Here is a 17,177-nt window from a genome sequence, read left to right on the forward strand (position 1 = left end):
TTTGTCCATTTCACGCTGCGAAAGTTGAATAAGTTTTATCACCCCATATTTTACTTAATCGTAATTCATTATTTAATTTAAAAGGAGTTTATTGCTAAAGTTTCAATTTCTTCGTCCGTTCTCATACAACTTGTAATAAACCATTTAAACAAAAAAACTGGGCAAAAAGCGCCCAGTTTATTCTTGTTCTACGTGGGACGCCTCTTCTGTCCCTTTGCCCTTCTTTAGGAATAGTGCAAGTACCATGCCTGCAACGGATAAGAAAGAGGCGACTAGGAATGCCGTGTTATATCCGTTTATGGTAGCGGCATTCATTATTTGCTGTTGTGCTTCGGCTTGAGATAAGCCTTGGAAATCGGTCATGTCTGGTTCGTAATTTTTTGCTGCTGTGGTCATCGTTGTTACGAGAATAGCAGTACCAATGGATGCGGATACTTGCTGCAACGTGTTGGCCATTGCTGAGCCGTGAGCATTCCATTTTTGTGGTAGCTGATTTAATCCACTTGTCATCACTGGCATCATTGCTAACGATAAACCGAACATGCGAATGGCATAAATGATTGCCAAATAAGTAAACGATGTATCCATTGAAAGGTTTGTAAATAGGAACGTTGTAACACTGACAATCAGTAATCCAGGGATAGCTAATACTCTTGCTCCAACCTTATCAAAAAGAACCCCCGTAATCGGCGACATAATTCCCATAACAATGGCACCTGGTAATAGCATCAGTCCAGATTCCAGTGGAGAAAATCCTCTTGCTGTTTGCATATATAATGGAAGCAATGTTTCGGCACCAATCAACGACATCAGGACAACCATTGTGATAATTAAGGATATAGAGAAAATCTTGAATTTGAAAACTCGGAACTCTAGTATCGGCGTCTTCAGACGAAGCTGACGCCAGATAAACAATGCTAAAATAATAGCTCCCCCAATTATGCAAGTAAGCACCTTGGTATCTGTCCACCCGTCTTCTCCAGCAGTGCTAAAGCCGAATAACAGGCCGCCAAAACCAAAGGAAGATAGCAAGATGGATAAAATATCTATTTTTGGATTCGTTTGTTTTGTTACGTTTTTAACCGCAAAATAAGCGATGATTAATGTTAAAATGCTGATTGGCAAAACAACTAAAAACAAAGAACGCCAAGAGAAATGTTCTAATAACCAACCGGATAACGTTGGCCCAATTGCCGGGGCAAATGCAATCACAAGTCCAGCTGCCCCCATAGCTCCCCCTCTTTTTTCGACAGGGATGATGGTTAACACAACCGTCATCATTAATGGCAACATAATGCCGGACCCTGCAGCTTGAATGACTCTTGCAGTTAGCAATAATGGAAATGTATGCGAAATTCCAGCAACCAATGTCCCAGCAGTAAATACACTGATCGCTGTTAAAAAGATTTGTCTTGTTGTGAATCGTTCAATTAAAAATGCGGAAATCGGGATCATGACTCCATTTGTAAGCAAAAATGCGGTTGTCAGCCATTGCGCTTTATTCTCCGTGATTCCGAAATCATTGATTATCGTAGGTAGTGCAGTTGCCAGCAATGTTTCATTCAGTAATGCAAAGAATGCGCCGAGAAGCATTACGGCAATCATAGGTCCCTTTTTTATTTGATCTAGATTAATTTCAGATGACATGTGAATCAAACCTCTCCAATAAATTTTTCTAATAAACTTTTGAGCAGAAGGATATCTTCTTCTAACGTTTTTTCTTGTTTTAAGTACCCAACTAATGCTTCAATAAGAAATTTTTGTGGATTCTTATTTGTAATCTCTTCATTCAATAGTTGAACAGAAGATAATAGTTTTTCTTTTTTATACTGCTGGCTGGGAGAATTACTTATTTTTTGTTCCAGCACCTTTAATCGTTTCCTCATTTCTTCCAACAAATCATCATGGCTTAATTCAAATAACTTTTCGTCAAGAGCAGGTTCCAATTGATCCAGAGATTGAACAATGGAATCGATACTTGAAGCAATGAGTGTAGCTAATTTATATACAACAACATTTTTATTTTCAATGATTACTGTGAAAATATACTCCTTTAGCATTCCTTCAAACATAATAACAAGGTCAGACATAAACGGTTTAATTTTTTCCCCGTATGCGTCTAGTAAACTGTTCTTATGCAATTCAATCATGGATGTTCTTAACGTCTTCATAATGTCAGCGATTCGTTCATTCTCAGTTGGTGGAAATTCGTTAAACATAACCGTGAAAAATGGACGGTTCTCCATCCAGTGGCTTAATTCTATTTGGATTTTTTGGGTGAAGGCTTCTTTTCCTGTCAAGTTATTTGATACATTTAATAAGTTTGCCTCCGTAATGATCCGTTCATGATTTTGCTTCAGGATTTCGATAAAGATACTTTCTTTGGAATCGAAGTATTTATAGAATGCACCTTTAGAAATACCAACAGCCTGAGCAACCTCTTGGACAGATGTTTGATGAAATCCCTTTTCTGAAAATAACCGGATGGCATGGGTCATTAATTCGTTTCTTTTACTCACAAAATACCTCCTTGTAACCACTCGGTCATAATTGGTAACCTTATAGTCACGTTGATCAATTTAAAGGATTTTATGTAAAATGTCAACATAAAAAATAATCGTTAGCAATTCCTTCGACCACTGCAATAGAATTTTGCTATAATAAATGTAAATAGTAAAAAGGTTAGGAGGGACGTATATGGCACTATCATTCTACTGGTATCCAAACTGTGGTACGTGTAAGAAAGCGAAGAAATGGCTAGACGATCACGAAAAAACGTATTCTAGCATACATATTGTGGACAATCCACCGACAAAGGAAGAACTGTTGGATTTTATTGAGAAAAGTGGATTACCAGCTAAAAAGTTTTTCAATACGAGCGGGAAAAAGTATCGTGAGTTAAACATCAAGGATAAAATTAAAGATGCGACAACTGAAGAAATGGCGACAATACTCGCATCTGATGGTATGTTAATAAAACGACCAATTGTTACGGATGGACAAAACGTAACGGTTGGATTTAAGGAAGAAACGTTTGCTGAAATTTGGCTGTAGAAAATAAGCTGAAATACTAGAAATAAAAGCTATTACCTTGTATAGTAATAGTGCAATTAATTAACGGAGGGATTTCAATGAGCTTACCAAAAGACTTATTATATTCAGAAGAACACGAATGGGTAAAAAAAGAAGATGACAAAGTACGTATCGGAATTACAGATTTTGCACAAGATGAACTTGGCGATATTGTGTTTGTTGAGCTACCAGAAGTAGGCGACGATATCGAAGCCGATGAGCCTTTCGGAAGCGTCGAATCTGTTAAAACTGTTTCGGAATTGTACGCTCCAATCAGTGGAAAAGTGGTTGAAGTGAATGAAGAGCTAGATGATAGTCCAGAATTTGTTAACGAATCTCCATACGAAAAAGCATGGATGATCGTTGTTGAGCCATCAAATCAATCAGAGCTTGACGAACTATTATCAGCTGAAAAATATGAAGAAGTTATTCAAGAAGACTAATCACAAAATCATACAATAATTTTAGGCTGGCTTGCATCTTTGAAAAAGGATGTAAAGTCAGCCTTATTCGCATCATAGTATTGTTATATAGGGCTGTTCAAAAGGTACAATAATAAGTATCCTTCGAAAAACATAAAAGAGATTGTCTATTAGATCGGTTGCAATTTGGATAAGTCATTAAATCTTTCGGATCCATAAGTCTATGCTGCTGCAACCTTACTTGTGATTTGTTACTTTTTGAACACATACTTACGAATCATATTGCTTGATTCCATAAGGAGTGCTATGTGATGATGACACACGAATCGGAAAAGGTTATTATTGTCGAAGGTCTTACGGACAAAAAGCAAATCAAAAAAGTAATCACGGACGATGTGGAGATCATTTGTACAAATGGTACACTCGGTGTGGAACGATTTGATGAACTTTTATACACGTACGATTTAGACAATAAAGATGTTTTTATCTTAGTTGATGAAGACAATTCAGGGATTAAATTACGCAAACAATTAGCGCGCGAGCTGCCACATGCTGAACATATTTATGTTAGCAGTGAATATCGTGAAGTTGCGACAACGCCTGAACAAATACTCGCAACTGTCCTAGTAAGTAAATCTATTGCGGTTAATCCGATATTTTTGATTTAGGGTGATTCCTTTGCAAGAAATAACAACGGAAGTGTTACAGCAAGATCATTATTTATTATTTATTCATACTCCTTTTTGTGGGACTTGTGCATTAGCGAGAACAATGCTGGATAAAATTGAATCTGTCCATCAGGAGTCTATTTTTTATCATATGAATGCGTCATTTTATCCTGATTTTATGCAGGACAATCAGATTGAAAGTGTACCATGTCTGCTGATCAAAACTGACAATGAAGTGCAAGAAAAAGTGTATGCTTTTCATTCGATTGCCAATATTTATAGCTATTTAATGAAGTATAAACCAGAGCTGTTCGTTGGGAATTGACGGTTCCGACTTAACGAAAGAAAATTTATATTGACACAAAGAAATAAGCGTGCTATTATCGAATTTATCAATTTAAATGAATTTAAAATCTCTTATCTTGAGCGGTGGAGGGACTGGCCCTGTGAAACCGCGGCAACCTTCAAACTTAAATGTTTGAAAGGTGCCAATTCCTGCAAAGTAATACTTTGACAGATGAGGGGACGCAAAGACATATAATACGTCTTTCTGTTCTCTTACAGAAAGACGTTTTTTTTATGAACAACTAGGAGGAATACTTGTGATTTCGATAGAGAATTTAAGCAAAGTTTTTACATCTAATAAAAAGCAAATCACGGCTGTTGACGATTTAACACTTGATATAAAAGAAGGAGGTATATTCGGTGTTATTGGCTACAGTGGTGCTGGAAAAAGTACCTTTGTTAGATTACTAAATCGTTTGGAGGATCCTACACATGGGCAGGTGACCATTGATGGGCAAGATATTACCAAACTAAATTCAAATCAACTGCGCTTAGCTCGGCAGGAAATTGGAATGATTTTTCAACATTTTAATTTACTATGGTCACGCACAGTTAAGGATAATATTGCATTTCCTTTGGAGATTGCCGGTGTACCAAAGACTGAGCGGGAGAGGCGGGTTAACGAGTTAATCCAGTTAGTTGGACTTTCTGAACGTGAAAATGCTTATCCATCGCAATTGAGTGGTGGACAGAAGCAACGTGTCGGAATTGCTAGAGCACTCGCCAACAATCCGAAAGTTCTGCTTTGTGATGAGGCAACATCCGCACTTGATCCGGAAACGACAAATGCTATTTTAGATTTATTAGTGGATATTAATAAAAAGCTTGGGTTAACGATTATTTTAATAACCCACGAAATGCACGTCATTCGTAAAATTTGCAAGCAAGTTGCTGTCATGGAAAACGGTAGAATTGTGGAACAAGGTGATGTGCTAGATGTATTTTTACGACCAAAGCAACAAGTGACGAAAAAATTTGTAGAGCAGGTAATGGGGACCCAAGACGAAAATGAAGGCGTCAATGAATTGGTAAATACCTATGAACACGGAAAAATAGTTCGACTTCATTTTATCGGTGAAACAACCAACCAAGCATTAATCAGCCAAGTAGCTAAAAAATTTGCGATTGATATTAATATTTTACAAGGGAAGATCACACAAACGCAGGCAGGAGCCTATGGAACCTTGTTTGTACAAATGGAAGGGAAAACAGAGGAAATGGATAAGGCGATTGATTTTATCACTCAAACCTCAGTAGAAGTGGAGGTTGTTCGTGATGCTAACTAATTTATTTCCAAATCTCGATGTGCAGGATTTTTGGACAGCAACATACGAAACGTTTTATATGACGTTACTTTCGTTAGTTGGAACATTTATATTAGGGATTCTACTTGGATTACTTTTGTACCTGACAGCGAAAGATGGTATTTGGCAGAACAAGTTTCTTCATTTTATAGTCGCAGCGATTGTGAATGTATTTCGCGCCATTCCTTTTATTATTTTAATTTTATTGTTATTCCCGTTTACTGATTTTCTTATAGGTACGATCCGTGGTCCAAACGCTGCATTACCAGCACTCATTATCGGTTCAGCGCCATTTTATGGACGACTTGTTGAAATTGCTCTAAAAGAAGTAGATAAAGGTGTTTTAGAAGCAGCTAAAGCAATGGGAGCTAAAACACGCACGGTTATTTTCCGGGTGTTGTTACCAGAATCGATGCCAGCGCTAATTTCAGGAATCACGGTTACCGCGATTGCCTTAATTGGTTACACAGCAATGGCTGGTGTTATCGGAGCTGGTGGCTTAGGTGATTACGCATACTTTTACGGGTTTCAACGACGTGACTTTGACGTTGTGTTCGTTTGTACCATATTAATCGTTATCATTGTATTTATTTTTCAATTCATTGGCGACTTTGTTTCCAATAAATTAGATAAAAGATAAAAAAAGGAGAGAATTTATCATGAAAAAGATTTTAGCTATTGTTTCAGTATTAACTGTTCTCATTTTAGCAGCATGTGGTGGAGATTCGGACGAAGGTGATTCAGGCAATAAGACAATAAAAGTTGGCGCTTCTAGTGTACCGCACGCAGAAATTTTAGAAGAAGCAAAACCACTTCTTAAAGAAAAAGGCATTACACTTGAAATAGAAGAATACCAAGATTATGTCTTGCCTAACGATGATTTGGAAAGTGGCGAGTTAGATGCCAACTATTTTCAACATATTCCTTATTTAGAAACACAAATCGCTGAAATAGGTTATGATTTCACGCAAATAGGTGGCATTCATATTGAACCAATGGGAGTTTATTCGAAAACAATATCCGGTGTCGATGAGATAAAAGATGGTACAGAAGTTATTTTAAGTCGTTCAGTCGCTGACCATGGACGTATATTGGCATTGTTTGAACGAGAAGGCTTGATCGAGCTTGATGATAGTGTGGATACAGTCGATGCAACGGTTGATGATATCGTGGATAATCCCAAAAACTTAAAATTCTCTGCAGATGTGGATGCGGCGCTATTACCTGAACTATACAATTCGGAGGAAAATGCATTAGTGGCGATTAATACAAACTATGCAATTGAGGCGGGATTGAACCCATTGGACGATGCCATTATATTAGAGGGTGATGAATCCCCTTATGTGAATGTTGTCGCTGTTCGTACAGAGGATAAAGATAATAAGGCATTGAATACATTAGTTGATGTATTGCATTCGAAAAAAATTCAGGACTTTATTTTAGAAAAATATGAAGGTGCAGTTGTCCCAGTAAATGGGGAAGAATAACTTTTTTTGTAAATCTTGAGTAAATAGTAGTAATTCGTTGCAAAAAGATAAATATGATGAAGAAAGATGGCTATGTTTTGTTTATTGGAGAATATCCAATTCATTGCGCCAACCTACGTTTATATCCGTTTTGTAATGGGAATCGTCCTTATGGTAGCATTAAAATTGTTAAATAAATTGAAAGGATGATTCACTATCCATAGTGGAATAAGGATCAATCACACTCCCGAAATGGAGAAAGCAATGCAACAGTCGCACGGAATGGGCTATGCAGAATACGGGAGGAAGTTAGACAATCGTATCGTTGTTGAAAAGAGAAGACAACAGGAATACGAAGAATGTAAACATAAAATTGCCGAAATCGATAGTCAATTGCATAAATGATATAATAATTGAAAGCTGGTAGCACCTCTTGGGTGTTACCGGCATTTTTGTTTAGTATATGATATATGCTTGACATTGTGATTAGTGGTAGGTGTTTTTGACCTTTATTTGGAAAAAATAACTCTTTCGTATATGCTGAATGAAACCCAATCTTGAATTTTGTGTTAAACTAGAAATATATCATGAAAAACGTGATATTTATCAATCTTTAAGAGTTGAATATACATTTGAAATGATATAAGATTGTAATGAGAATAAATTGAGAATGGATGTAAATCCATTTGATAAATAAACACATAATAGTATTTGGAGGTATCGATATGGCAGGATCAACACTAGAAATAAAAAATCTTCATGTATCTATTGAAGGAAAAGAGATATTAAAAGGTGTAAACCTTACGATAAAAGGTGGCGAATTCCACGCGGTTATGGGACCAAACGGAACAGGTAAATCAACGCTTGCTTCTGCAATTATGGGCCACCCGAAATATGAAGTAACAGAAGGATCTGTCCTTCTAGATGGGGAAGATGTTCTAGAAATGGAAGTTGATGAACGTGCTCGTGCCGGATTATTCCTAGGCATGCAATACCCAAGTGAAATTAGCGGTGTAACAACTTCTGACTTCTTACGTTCTTCTATTAATGCTCGTCGTGAAGAAGGCGATGAAATCCCATTGATGAAGTTCATCAAAGAAATGGATAACGCACTCGATTATTTGGAAATCGATAAGAACATGGCACAACGTTACTTAAATGAAGGATTTTCTGGCGGTGAGAAAAAGCGTAATGAAATTCTTCAATTAATGATGATTAAACCGGAAATTGCTATTTTAGATGAAATTGATTCAGGCTTGGATATTGATGCATTGAAAGTAGTTTCAAAAGGCATTAATAAATTACGTGATGAGAACTTTGGTTGCCTAATCATTACACACTATCAACGCTTATTAAATTATATTACACCAGATGTTGTTCATGTTATGATGCAAGGCCGTGTCGTTAAATCTGGTGGACCTGAGCTTGCACAACGATTAGAAGCAGAAGGTTACGACTGGATTAAAGAAGAATTAGGTATTGAAGACGAACCTGCAGAGCAAAACGCGTAAAAGTTAGGAGGGGTAAAATGACTGTTGAAACAAAGCTGCCATACGATCAAGCATATATCAATCAGTTTTCACAAGACAGAAATGAACCAGAATGGATGCGGAATTTACGCCTTCAAGCTTTAGAGCAAGCTGATACAATTGAAATGCCTAAACCTGACAAAACAAGGATAGGTAAATGGAATTTTAGTCAGTTTAAACATAATGCGCAAGGTGAAAAAATCGCATCATTGGATGAACTACCAACGGAAATTCAAGATTTTCTCGACAGTGAAAGTAAATCAGAAAACCTATTAATACAACGAAATCACACTGTAGCATATGCAGCATTAAGTGATGAACTAAAGAAAAAGGGTGTTATTTTCACAGATATCTTTACTGCTTTAAACGATCATGAAGATTTAGTGAAACGTTATTATATGAAAGATGCAGTATCGATAGATGAACATCGTTTAACAGCATTACATGCAGCACTAATGAACGGCGGGACTTTCGTATATGTACCGAAAAATGTTCAATTAGATGTTCCTTTACATGCTATTTTTTGGCAGGAAGATCCGGAAGCTGCAATATTTAACCATGTGTTGGTTGTAGCTGATGATAATAGTTCATTAACATACGTGGAAAATTACGTATCGCATAACCAAGCGGAACAGACAGTAGCAAACATTGTTACAGAAGTTGTTGCTCACAATAATGCAAAAGTATCATTTGGAGCAGTGGATAACTTTGCCGAAGGAACGACAACATACGTGAATCGTCGTGGTGTTGCATATCGAGATGCTACAATTGATTGGGCTTTAGGACAAATGAATGAAGGAAATACTGTTTCGGAGAATGTTACCCATTTGGTTGGCGACAATTCAAATGCTAACGCGAAAGCTGTGACAGTTGGACGCGGTAAGCAAACACAGAATTTCACATCTAAAATCGTTCATTTTGGTAAACAATCAGAAGGTTATATTTTACAACATGGTGTTATGAAAGAAAGTGCAACAACTATTTTTAATGGTATTGGGAAAATTGAACATGGTGCATCAAAATCAAATGCTGAACAGGAATCACGCGTGTTAATGTTAAGTGAAAAGGCACGTGGAGATGCAAACCCGATTTTATTAATTGAGGAAGATGATGTAATGGCTGGTCACGCTGCATCAGTCGGCCGTGTTGATCCTTTACAAATGTACTATTTGATGAGTCGCGGTATCTCAAAAACTGAGGCTGAGCGCTTGATTATACATGGCTTCTTGGCTCCGGTTGTAAATCAATTGCCGATTACTTCAGTAAAAGAGCAGCTTACACGAGTAATTGAAAGGAAGGTTTACTAATGGATGTAAAAGCCATAAGGCAGCAGTTTCCTATTTTAAATCAGGAAGTGAATGGACATCCATTAGTCTACCTAGATTCATCAGCAACTTCACAAAAGCCAGTATCCGTTATTGAATCGCTTGAAGCATATTACAAACAGGATAATTCCAATGTTCACCGTGGTGTTCATACACTTGGTACAAGGGCAACAGAAAAATATGAAGGGGCCCGGGAAAAAGTCCGTCGTTTTATTAATGCGTCAAGTACAGCTGAAGTGATCTTTACTCGTGGAACAACAACATCAATTAATACGGTTGCCTATAGCTATGCTCGCAGTAATTTAAGTGCTGGGGATGAAATATTGATCACACCAATGGAACACCATAGTAATATTATCCCGTGGCAACAAGCGGCAAAAGCAACTGGTGCAACACTGAAGTATTTGCCATTACAAGAAGATGGTACGATTGATTTAGCTGATGTTCGGGAAGCAGTAACAGACAACACAAAAATAGTTGCTGTTGCACATGTATCGAATGTACTAGGAACGATAAATCCTGTAAAAGATATTGCGCAAATTGCCCATCAACATGGTGGCATTATACTTGTTGATGGTGCACAGGGCGCTCCACATATGAAAGTAGATGTACAGGATATGGACTGTGACTTTTATGCATTTTCTGGTCATAAAATGTGTGGGCCAACAGGTATTGGCGTATTGTATGGGAAACGTGAACTTCTTGAAAACATGGAACCAGTTGAATTCGGTGGCGAAATGATTGATTTTGTTAACCTTTACGATTCGACTTGGAAAGAACTCCCATGGAAATTTGAAGGTGGTACACCAATTATTGCTGGTGCTATCGGACTTGGTGCGGCAATAGACTTTTTGAATGAAATCGGCATGGAAAATATAACAGCCCACGAACACGAATTGGCTGATTATGCGCTGGAAAGACTTCGGACAATCGATGGTATCTCAATTTATGGCCCAGAAAGACGTGCAGCACTTGTAACGTTTAACCTGGATGATGTACACCCGCATGATGCATCTACTGCACTTGATGCTGAAGGAATTGCAGTGCGCGCTGGTCATCATTGTGCCCAACCATTGATGAAATGGTTACATGTATCTGCCACGGCAAGAGCAAGTTTTTATTTATACAACACTAAAGAAGATATTGATCATTTGGTAGATGGACTTTTGAAAACGAAGGAGTATTTTGGTGATGTCTTTTAGTAACCTTGATACACTATACAGAAAAGTAATTATGGATCATTATAAAAACCCGCGTAATAAGGGTGCTGTAGAGGGTGACGCATTAACAGTCGATATGAATAATCCGACTTGTGGTGACCGGATTCAGCTTCAATTGCAAGTTGAAGATGGGGTCGTCAAAGATGCGAAATTTGATGGAGAGGGTTGCTCAATCAGTATGGCATCTGCGTCCATGATGACACAAGCAATTAAAGGAAAGAATATCCATGATGCATTAAACATGTCAAAAACATTTTCTAACATGATGCTTGGTGAGGACGTTGATACCGAAGAAGCGGATTTTGGCGATATAGAAGCATTGCAAGGTGTTTCACAGTTTCCTGCCCGGATTAAATGTGCAACCCTTGCATGGAAGGCAATGGAAAAAGGTGTTCATGAAGAATAATTGGTAATAACGTTTATATGCACTGTTGATAAGTTAGTAGTGCTGTATGTTACCAAAGGATGATGGGATAATACTATAAGGAGGTTTTTAACATGGCTAAAGAAGTACCAGAAATGGAAGAATATCAATATGGATTTCATGATAAAGACGTCTCTATTTTCCGTACAGAACGTGGTTTGACACCTGCCGTAGTTAAAGAAATTTCAAAGATGAAAAATGAACCACAATGGATGTTGGACTACCGCCTAAAAGCATTGGATCATTTCTACAAGCGACCAATGCCACAATGGGGCGGGGATCTTTCTGAATTGAATTTTGATGAAATAGTTTACTACGTTAAACCATCTGAACGACAAGGAAAGTCTTGGGATGAAGTACCAGATGAAATAAAACAGACTTTTGATAAATTGGGTATTCCAGAAGCAGAACAAAAATATCTAGCTGGTGTTTCTGCGCAATATGAGTCAGAAGTTGTTTACCAAAGTTTGAAAGAAGATCTTGCTGAACTTGGGATTATTTTTAAAGATACAGACAGAGCATTACAGGAAAACGAAGAACTTTTCAAAGAGTATTTCGGAAAAGTTATCCCTGCAACAGATAATAAGTTTGCTGCACTGAATTCAGCAGTATGGTCTGGCGGATCATTCATCTATGTTCCGAAAGGTGTGGAAACTACAACACCATTACAAGCATATTTCCGGATTAACTCAGAAAATATGGGGCAATTTGAACGTACACTAATTATTGTTGATGAAGGCGCATCTGTCCATTATGTAGAAGGTTGTACAGCACCAACATATACAACGAACAGTTTACACAGTGCGGTTGTTGAAATCTTTGTTCATAAAGATGCGTATTGCCGTTATACAACAATTCAGAACTGGGCAAATAACGTTTATAATCTGGTTACGAAACGTGCTACATGTGATGCAAACGCAACAATGGAATGGATCGATGGTAACATTGGATCTAAATTAACGATGAAATATCCTGCTGTTCTCTTGAAAGGTGAGGGTGCTCGCGGGAACACACTATCCATTGCAATTGCTGGTCGTGGGCAAGTTCAAGATGCTGGATCAAAAATGCATCATCTTGCACCAAACACGTCATCGACAATTGTTTCCAAATCCATCTCTAAGCATGGTGGTAAAGTAAACTATCGTGGACTAGTTCATTTTGGACGTAAAGCGGAAAACGCTCGATCAAATGTTGAGTGTGATACATTAATTATGGATAATGAGTCAACTTCAGATACAATCCCTTACAATGAAGTGTATAATAATAATATTTCATTGGAACATGAGGCAAAGGTATCGAAAGTCTCTGAAGAACAATTATTCTATTTGATGAGCAGAGGTCTTACCGAAGAAGAAGCAACAGAAATGATCGTAATGGGCTTCATCGAGCCATTTACGAAAGAGCTGCCAATGGAATATGCAGTTGAAATGAACCGACTTATCAAGTTCGAAATGGAAGGTTCAATTGGATAATAATATAAGAAAAAGGGTGGTCCCTCAATTCGGGACCACCCTTTTTTTCTATTAATTAACCCACATTATCCTTTTTCAATTGAATCAATAATTGTTGATAAATATAGGCTTCCTCTTCATTCCCAATCTGTTTATAGACATTCGCCAACAATTTAACCGGTTCTGGATTTTCCGGAGTTAGTTCCATCTCCCATTTAAAACAATCAATCGCCTTTTCTACCTGGTTGAATTCTAAATATATTTTCCCTAATGGAAGCTGCTGATCGGGGTCATTTTCTAATGTCTTGAGTTTTGTTACCTTTTGTTCGATTGGAAGGTGAATACTCGCCTCATGGAATGGGATAAACCAGTTTTGGATTTGTTCCAGTGAGTAATGCGTTAAAAAAGTTGATACGAATCTTGTGCAGGCATTCTCTAACATTTTATGGTCAGTTGCAAATAATTGAATTAAGCTGCTATTCGACTGATGAAACAAGTCAGGAAAGATCGCGTTATCAGCTTTTTCCATACTGGTTCCGATTTTTGATAGTTGATCAGGATGTGGTCTGTAATCATGGGTGATGACAAATCGAACAATTTCGTTTGCATTTTTTGCGTCAACTAAGCTCGCGAATAGAACCTCCTGTAAATTTGTGTGTTTATTATTTTCACTATCCAGCGATTTTAAAATGTAAAGTTGATCTTCTTTATTAAATTTCTCTAAAAGCTCTTGGATGTACGTGAAATTCTCTGAGGTAAATTGATTGGTTAGCAAGTGGATTCGAATAATGAGTTCATCAATCCAACGATTTTGGTCTTTATACAATTGAATCAGTATTGGTGATACATCAGTCTGAGAGAGGTGGTCGAAATAGTATGTTTCAGCATTGATTGGATCCTTGACATAATCCGTGTGTTGCTGATGTGAATGAAACTGTGCGATATTGTTTAACATGTCATTGGCAAAATTATATGTATCATCATAGTGCTGGTACATGGTTAGCAATTGATATGCGGCAACTATCTTTCCATCTCGGCGATGGTGATTATAGACTTGTTTTAGTAATTCTTGAATGGTTTCGTGTGGTAGAAAGGAATCAAAGAACGTGAAGATATGGACAGTTTCAATTGGAGAGTACTTTTGTTGGACTTTATTATACAGTTGTTTAAAGCTAACAAATGTAATTGCTTTTTGCTTTTTAATTAGTATCGTCGTAATCGGGTGTAATCCATCAAAAACAATTCCCTTTGAAAAGGCACGATGGATGAAAGAATCATCGTTTATGTTGTTGGCTTTTGCCCCAGTAAGAAAGTTATTTTTATAGAAGAACAAATAGTAAAAGTTTTGCTGGTTATCACATGCTTCGATAATTTTTGCTTGACGATACATTGTCATTTTACATGGAGTTAAGTCCAGATTTTTCTTGTTTAGTCGTATTGAAAATTGGTTTGTTGTCATTATTTTACCTCCTTGTTTCATTCTAATCATAACATATATACAGCTATTCTACACGGATGGTTAATTAGAATAACCAAGTCGTGAGTATAAGGTTGGGATTCGTTGTAAATCAATGCTAGTATTGTGTAAGGGAGTTTTTGCTTCGATTATAGCTAGTGTTTTAGAGATGAGGTTTTATTATTGGTTTACATTATTTGTATATTGATCGGTGTGATCACAGCTTTTGTAGGAAGTTTAATTGGCCTCGGTGGTGGCATTATATTAATCCCAAGTTTATTATTTTTATATCATTATTCAGACATGTTTGCCTGGGCAACACCACAAATAATTGTTGGAATATCTTTAATTGTGATGGTTGTTACAGCTTTATCCTCATCCATTTCTTATTTTAAAAAAGGTCGTGTTGACTATAAAACAGGTCTGTTATTTTTAGCGGGCAGTATTCCCGGAGGTGTTCTTGGTTCTTGGTTAAATCAGTATATTAATGCAGAACATTTTTCGGTTTATTTCGGTATTTTAATGGTAGCTTTGTCTTTATTATTTTTAATAAAACGAAAGCCAAAATCAACTACAAATGGGAATAATAAAAATAAGCGAACATTCAAGGTAGATGGAGAAACATATCAGTATACCGTTTCATTTTGGTCTGCGTTTATACTTTCATTGATCGTTGGAATGCTATCCGGTTTATTTGGTATTGGTGGCGGATCCATTATGGTACCAGCCATGATCATTTTGTACGGTATACCAATGCATATCGCAACTGCTACATCAATGTTTATGATTGTATTTATTAGTATCATTAGTGCAAGCACCCATATCGTGTTAGGACATGTTTCCTGGGAGCATGTTTTCTTCTTCATTCCAGGTGCATGGATTGGCGGAATGATCGGGGCTTGGGCAAATCAGCGATTAAAAGGAAATATACTGGAGTGGATATTACGTATATTACTTGTTATCATTGGAATTCGCTTGATATTAGAAGGTTTATCTTAAGGGGTATGAAACATGGAGGAAAAAATCTATTTTTACTATACAAATGATTTACATAGTAACTTTGAACAATGGTCAAGAGTAGCCGGTTTTCTAAAAGGAGCTAAAGCATCTAAAACAGCGAATCATGAATCTTGTTGGCTGTTTGATATTGGTGATCATGTGGACCGTGTTCATCCGATTGCCGAGGCGTTTATGGGAAAGGCGAATGTAGCATTAATGAATGAAGTGGGTTATGATTGTGCAACGATTGGGAATAACGAAGGAATCACTTTAGCACATGACGACTTATCTGAACTTTATGATGAAGCCGATTTTCAAGTGGTTTGTGCTAATTTACATAACACAATGGAGTTGGAGAAAGAACCAGAATGGCTAAAGCCTGTTGTTCACTTTCAATCGATAAATGGTGTGAGGATTGGGGTAATTGGACTTACTGCCCCGTTTAATGCTTATTATGAATTGCTGCAATGGCATGTTTCGGATCCGTATGAAACGTTGGATGCATATATTCAATCAGTAAAACAATCAGCAGATGTTATTGTTTTGTTATCTCACCTAGGAATTAGTGAAGACCAAGAGATAGCAAGGCGCTTCGATGATATTGACGTTATTATCGGTGGACATACGCATCACTTATTACGTACAGGTGAGACGATTAATAACACAATTATTACTGCTGCGGGAAAGCATTGCGCTTTTGTTGGTGAAGTAATTTTAACCTGGGACCACACAAACAATAAGCTGATTGCAAAGGAGGCTTACACGACGGATGTTACGCATTTGTCGAAGGATCATTCAACTGAAACAATGTTGCTTGAGCTATCCGAGAGAGCGGACGTTCTCTTAGATCAGACAGTTATATCGTTGAACGAAACAATTGAGGTTAAGTGGTTTCAGGAAACAGAAATGATGCAGAAACTAACGGATACAATGAAAAACTGGACAGACGCAGATTGTGCCATGTTAAATGCAGGTGTTTTACTTGATCGCTTTGAAAAAGGGGACATTACGTATCAAGACATCCATCGTATATGTCCACACCCAATTAATCCTTGTGTTGTAGAATTAAATGGTGACGAACTTAGAGAAGTGGTTCGCGCTTCTTTTACAAAAGAATTAATGGAGCTAAAATTAAAAGGTTTTGGCTTCCGTGGTGAAGTTATTGGCAGGATGATTTTTTCAGGATTGGAAATTGATACAACCATGCACAAAGATGGTCACGAATCCGTTAAAGAAGTTACTTTTAATCATGAACAGCTTGATCCAGATCGAATCTATTCAGTAGCTGTTGCCGATACATTTACGTTTGGCCGATTGTTGCCGGAAGTGGCAAAATCGGAAACGAAAAAATATTTCTTGCCGGAGTTTTTACGTGATTTGCTTGCTTATACATTGCGCCATGACTTTGCTAACCAATAATGGCTGAACCAATTTTTTTGACTGATGGAACGTCCATGTAATTAAGTGACATTGCCCGAGCCCCATGAATACGATGT

18 protein-coding genes and 1 riboswitch are annotated in these 17,177 nt (G+C 37.3%); of the genes, 15 read left to right on the forward strand and 3 right to left on the reverse strand.

Translation table 11 applies throughout. From position 1 onward, the window contains the following. Window positions 1-177 precede the first annotated feature (177 nt). Window positions 178-1,647 carry an MDR family MFS transporter gene (locus C8270_RS10455; RefSeq protein ID WP_106496771.1) on the reverse strand — a complete coding sequence of 490 codons (1,470 nt, stop codon included), beginning with the start codon at window positions 1,645-1,647 and terminating at the stop codon, window positions 178-180. 5 nt (window positions 1,648-1,652) lie between these two features. Next, window positions 1,653-2,519: a TetR/AcrR family transcriptional regulator gene (locus C8270_RS10460; RefSeq protein WP_106496772.1), complete on the reverse strand. Its 867-nt coding sequence runs from the start codon at window positions 2,517-2,519 to the stop codon at window positions 1,653-1,655. Between the two features lie 178 nt (window positions 2,520-2,697). Between C8270_RS10460 and C8270_RS10465 the strand changes: the two genes are divergently transcribed. The 13 genes from C8270_RS10465 (at window position 2,698) to sufB (ending at window position 13,247) form a co-directional block, all read left to right on the forward strand. Next, window positions 2,698-3,054: an arsenate reductase family protein gene (locus tag C8270_RS10465; protein ID WP_106496773.1), complete on the forward strand. Its 357-nt coding sequence runs from the start codon at window positions 2,698-2,700 to the stop codon at window positions 3,052-3,054. A 77-nt stretch (window positions 3,055-3,131) separates the two neighbouring features. Next, entirely contained in the window at window positions 3,132-3,515 is a 384-nt protein-coding gene (gene gcvH / locus C8270_RS10470) for a glycine cleavage system protein GcvH (protein WP_106496774.1), read from the forward strand. 293 nt (window positions 3,516-3,808) lie between these two features. Continuing rightward, window positions 3,809-4,162 carry a toprim domain-containing protein gene (locus tag C8270_RS10475; protein WP_106498516.1) on the forward strand — a complete coding sequence of 118 codons (354 nt, stop codon included), beginning with the start codon at window positions 3,809-3,811 and terminating at the stop codon, window positions 4,160-4,162. A gap of 10 nt (window positions 4,163-4,172) precedes the next feature. Beyond that, window positions 4,173-4,487: a thioredoxin family protein gene (locus tag C8270_RS10480; protein ID WP_106496775.1), complete on the forward strand. Its 315-nt coding sequence runs from the start codon at window positions 4,173-4,175 to the stop codon at window positions 4,485-4,487. An 89-nt stretch (window positions 4,488-4,576) separates the two neighbouring features. Beyond that, window positions 4,577-4,686: riboswitch (SAM riboswitch) on the forward strand. A 78-nt stretch (window positions 4,687-4,764) separates the two neighbouring features. Continuing rightward, window positions 4,765-5,793: a methionine ABC transporter ATP-binding protein gene (locus C8270_RS10485; protein ID WP_106496776.1), complete on the forward strand. Its 1,029-nt coding sequence runs from the start codon at window positions 4,765-4,767 to the stop codon at window positions 5,791-5,793. Continuing rightward, window positions 5,783-6,451: a methionine ABC transporter permease gene (locus C8270_RS10490; protein WP_106496777.1), complete on the forward strand. Its 669-nt coding sequence runs from the start codon at window positions 5,783-5,785 to the stop codon at window positions 6,449-6,451. The genes C8270_RS10485 and C8270_RS10490 overlap by 11 nt, the downstream gene beginning before the upstream one ends. Window positions 6,452-6,470: 19 nt before the next feature. Next, window positions 6,471-7,298, forward strand: a complete 828-nt coding sequence (locus tag C8270_RS10495) for a MetQ/NlpA family ABC transporter substrate-binding protein (protein WP_106496778.1) — start codon at window positions 6,471-6,473, stop codon at window positions 7,296-7,298. 231 nt (window positions 7,299-7,529) lie between these two features. After that, complete coding sequence (locus C8270_RS19985; protein ID WP_158701696.1) at window positions 7,530-7,682, forward strand: hypothetical protein; 153 nt, start codon at window positions 7,530-7,532, stop codon at window positions 7,680-7,682. Between the two features lie 320 nt (window positions 7,683-8,002). After that, a complete protein-coding gene (gene sufC / locus C8270_RS10500; protein WP_106496779.1) occupies window positions 8,003-8,788 on the forward strand; it encodes a Fe-S cluster assembly ATPase SufC in 786 nt (261 codons plus the stop codon). Between the two features lie 17 nt (window positions 8,789-8,805). After that, a complete protein-coding gene (gene sufD / locus C8270_RS10505; RefSeq protein ID WP_106496780.1) occupies window positions 8,806-10,113 on the forward strand; it encodes a Fe-S cluster assembly protein SufD in 1,308 nt (435 codons plus the stop codon). Further along, window positions 10,113-11,333 carry a cysteine desulfurase gene (locus C8270_RS10510; RefSeq protein WP_106496781.1) on the forward strand — a complete coding sequence of 407 codons (1,221 nt, stop codon included), beginning with the start codon at window positions 10,113-10,115 and terminating at the stop codon, window positions 11,331-11,333. The genes sufD and C8270_RS10510 overlap by 1 nt, the downstream gene beginning before the upstream one ends. Next, complete coding sequence (gene sufU / locus C8270_RS10515) at window positions 11,323-11,757, forward strand: Fe-S cluster assembly sulfur transfer protein SufU (protein ID WP_106496782.1); 435 nt, start codon at window positions 11,323-11,325, stop codon at window positions 11,755-11,757. Before C8270_RS10510 ends, sufU begins: the two co-directional genes overlap by 11 nt. Window positions 11,758-11,849: 92 nt before the next feature. Next, entirely contained in the window at window positions 11,850-13,247 is a 1,398-nt protein-coding gene (gene sufB / locus C8270_RS10520; RefSeq protein WP_106496783.1) for a Fe-S cluster assembly protein SufB, read from the forward strand. 55 nt (window positions 13,248-13,302) lie between these two features. Here sufB and C8270_RS10525 read toward each other — a convergent pair whose 3' ends face one another. After that, window positions 13,303-14,685, reverse strand: coding sequence for a tetratricopeptide repeat protein (locus tag C8270_RS10525; protein WP_106496784.1), 1,383 nt, complete (start codon window positions 14,683-14,685; stop codon window positions 13,303-13,305). Between the two features lie 180 nt (window positions 14,686-14,865). Here C8270_RS10525 and C8270_RS10530 point away from each other — a divergent pair, with 180 nt between their 5' ends. Both C8270_RS10530 and C8270_RS10535 read left to right on the forward strand, forming a co-directional pair. Then, complete coding sequence (locus C8270_RS10530) at window positions 14,866-15,681, forward strand: sulfite exporter TauE/SafE family protein (protein WP_106496785.1); 816 nt, start codon at window positions 14,866-14,868, stop codon at window positions 15,679-15,681. 12 nt (window positions 15,682-15,693) lie between these two features. Beyond that, window positions 15,694-17,100 (forward strand): bifunctional metallophosphatase/5'-nucleotidase, encoded by a 1,407-nt coding sequence (locus C8270_RS10535; RefSeq protein WP_106496786.1) that lies wholly within the window; start codon window positions 15,694-15,696, stop codon window positions 17,098-17,100. The last annotated feature ends 77 nt before the right edge of the window (window positions 17,101-17,177 follow it).

This window comes from Lentibacillus sp. Marseille-P4043, from assembly GCF_900258515.1.
In the GTDB taxonomy this organism is placed as follows: Bacteria; Bacillota; Bacilli; order Bacillales; family Amphibacillaceae; genus Lentibacillus_C.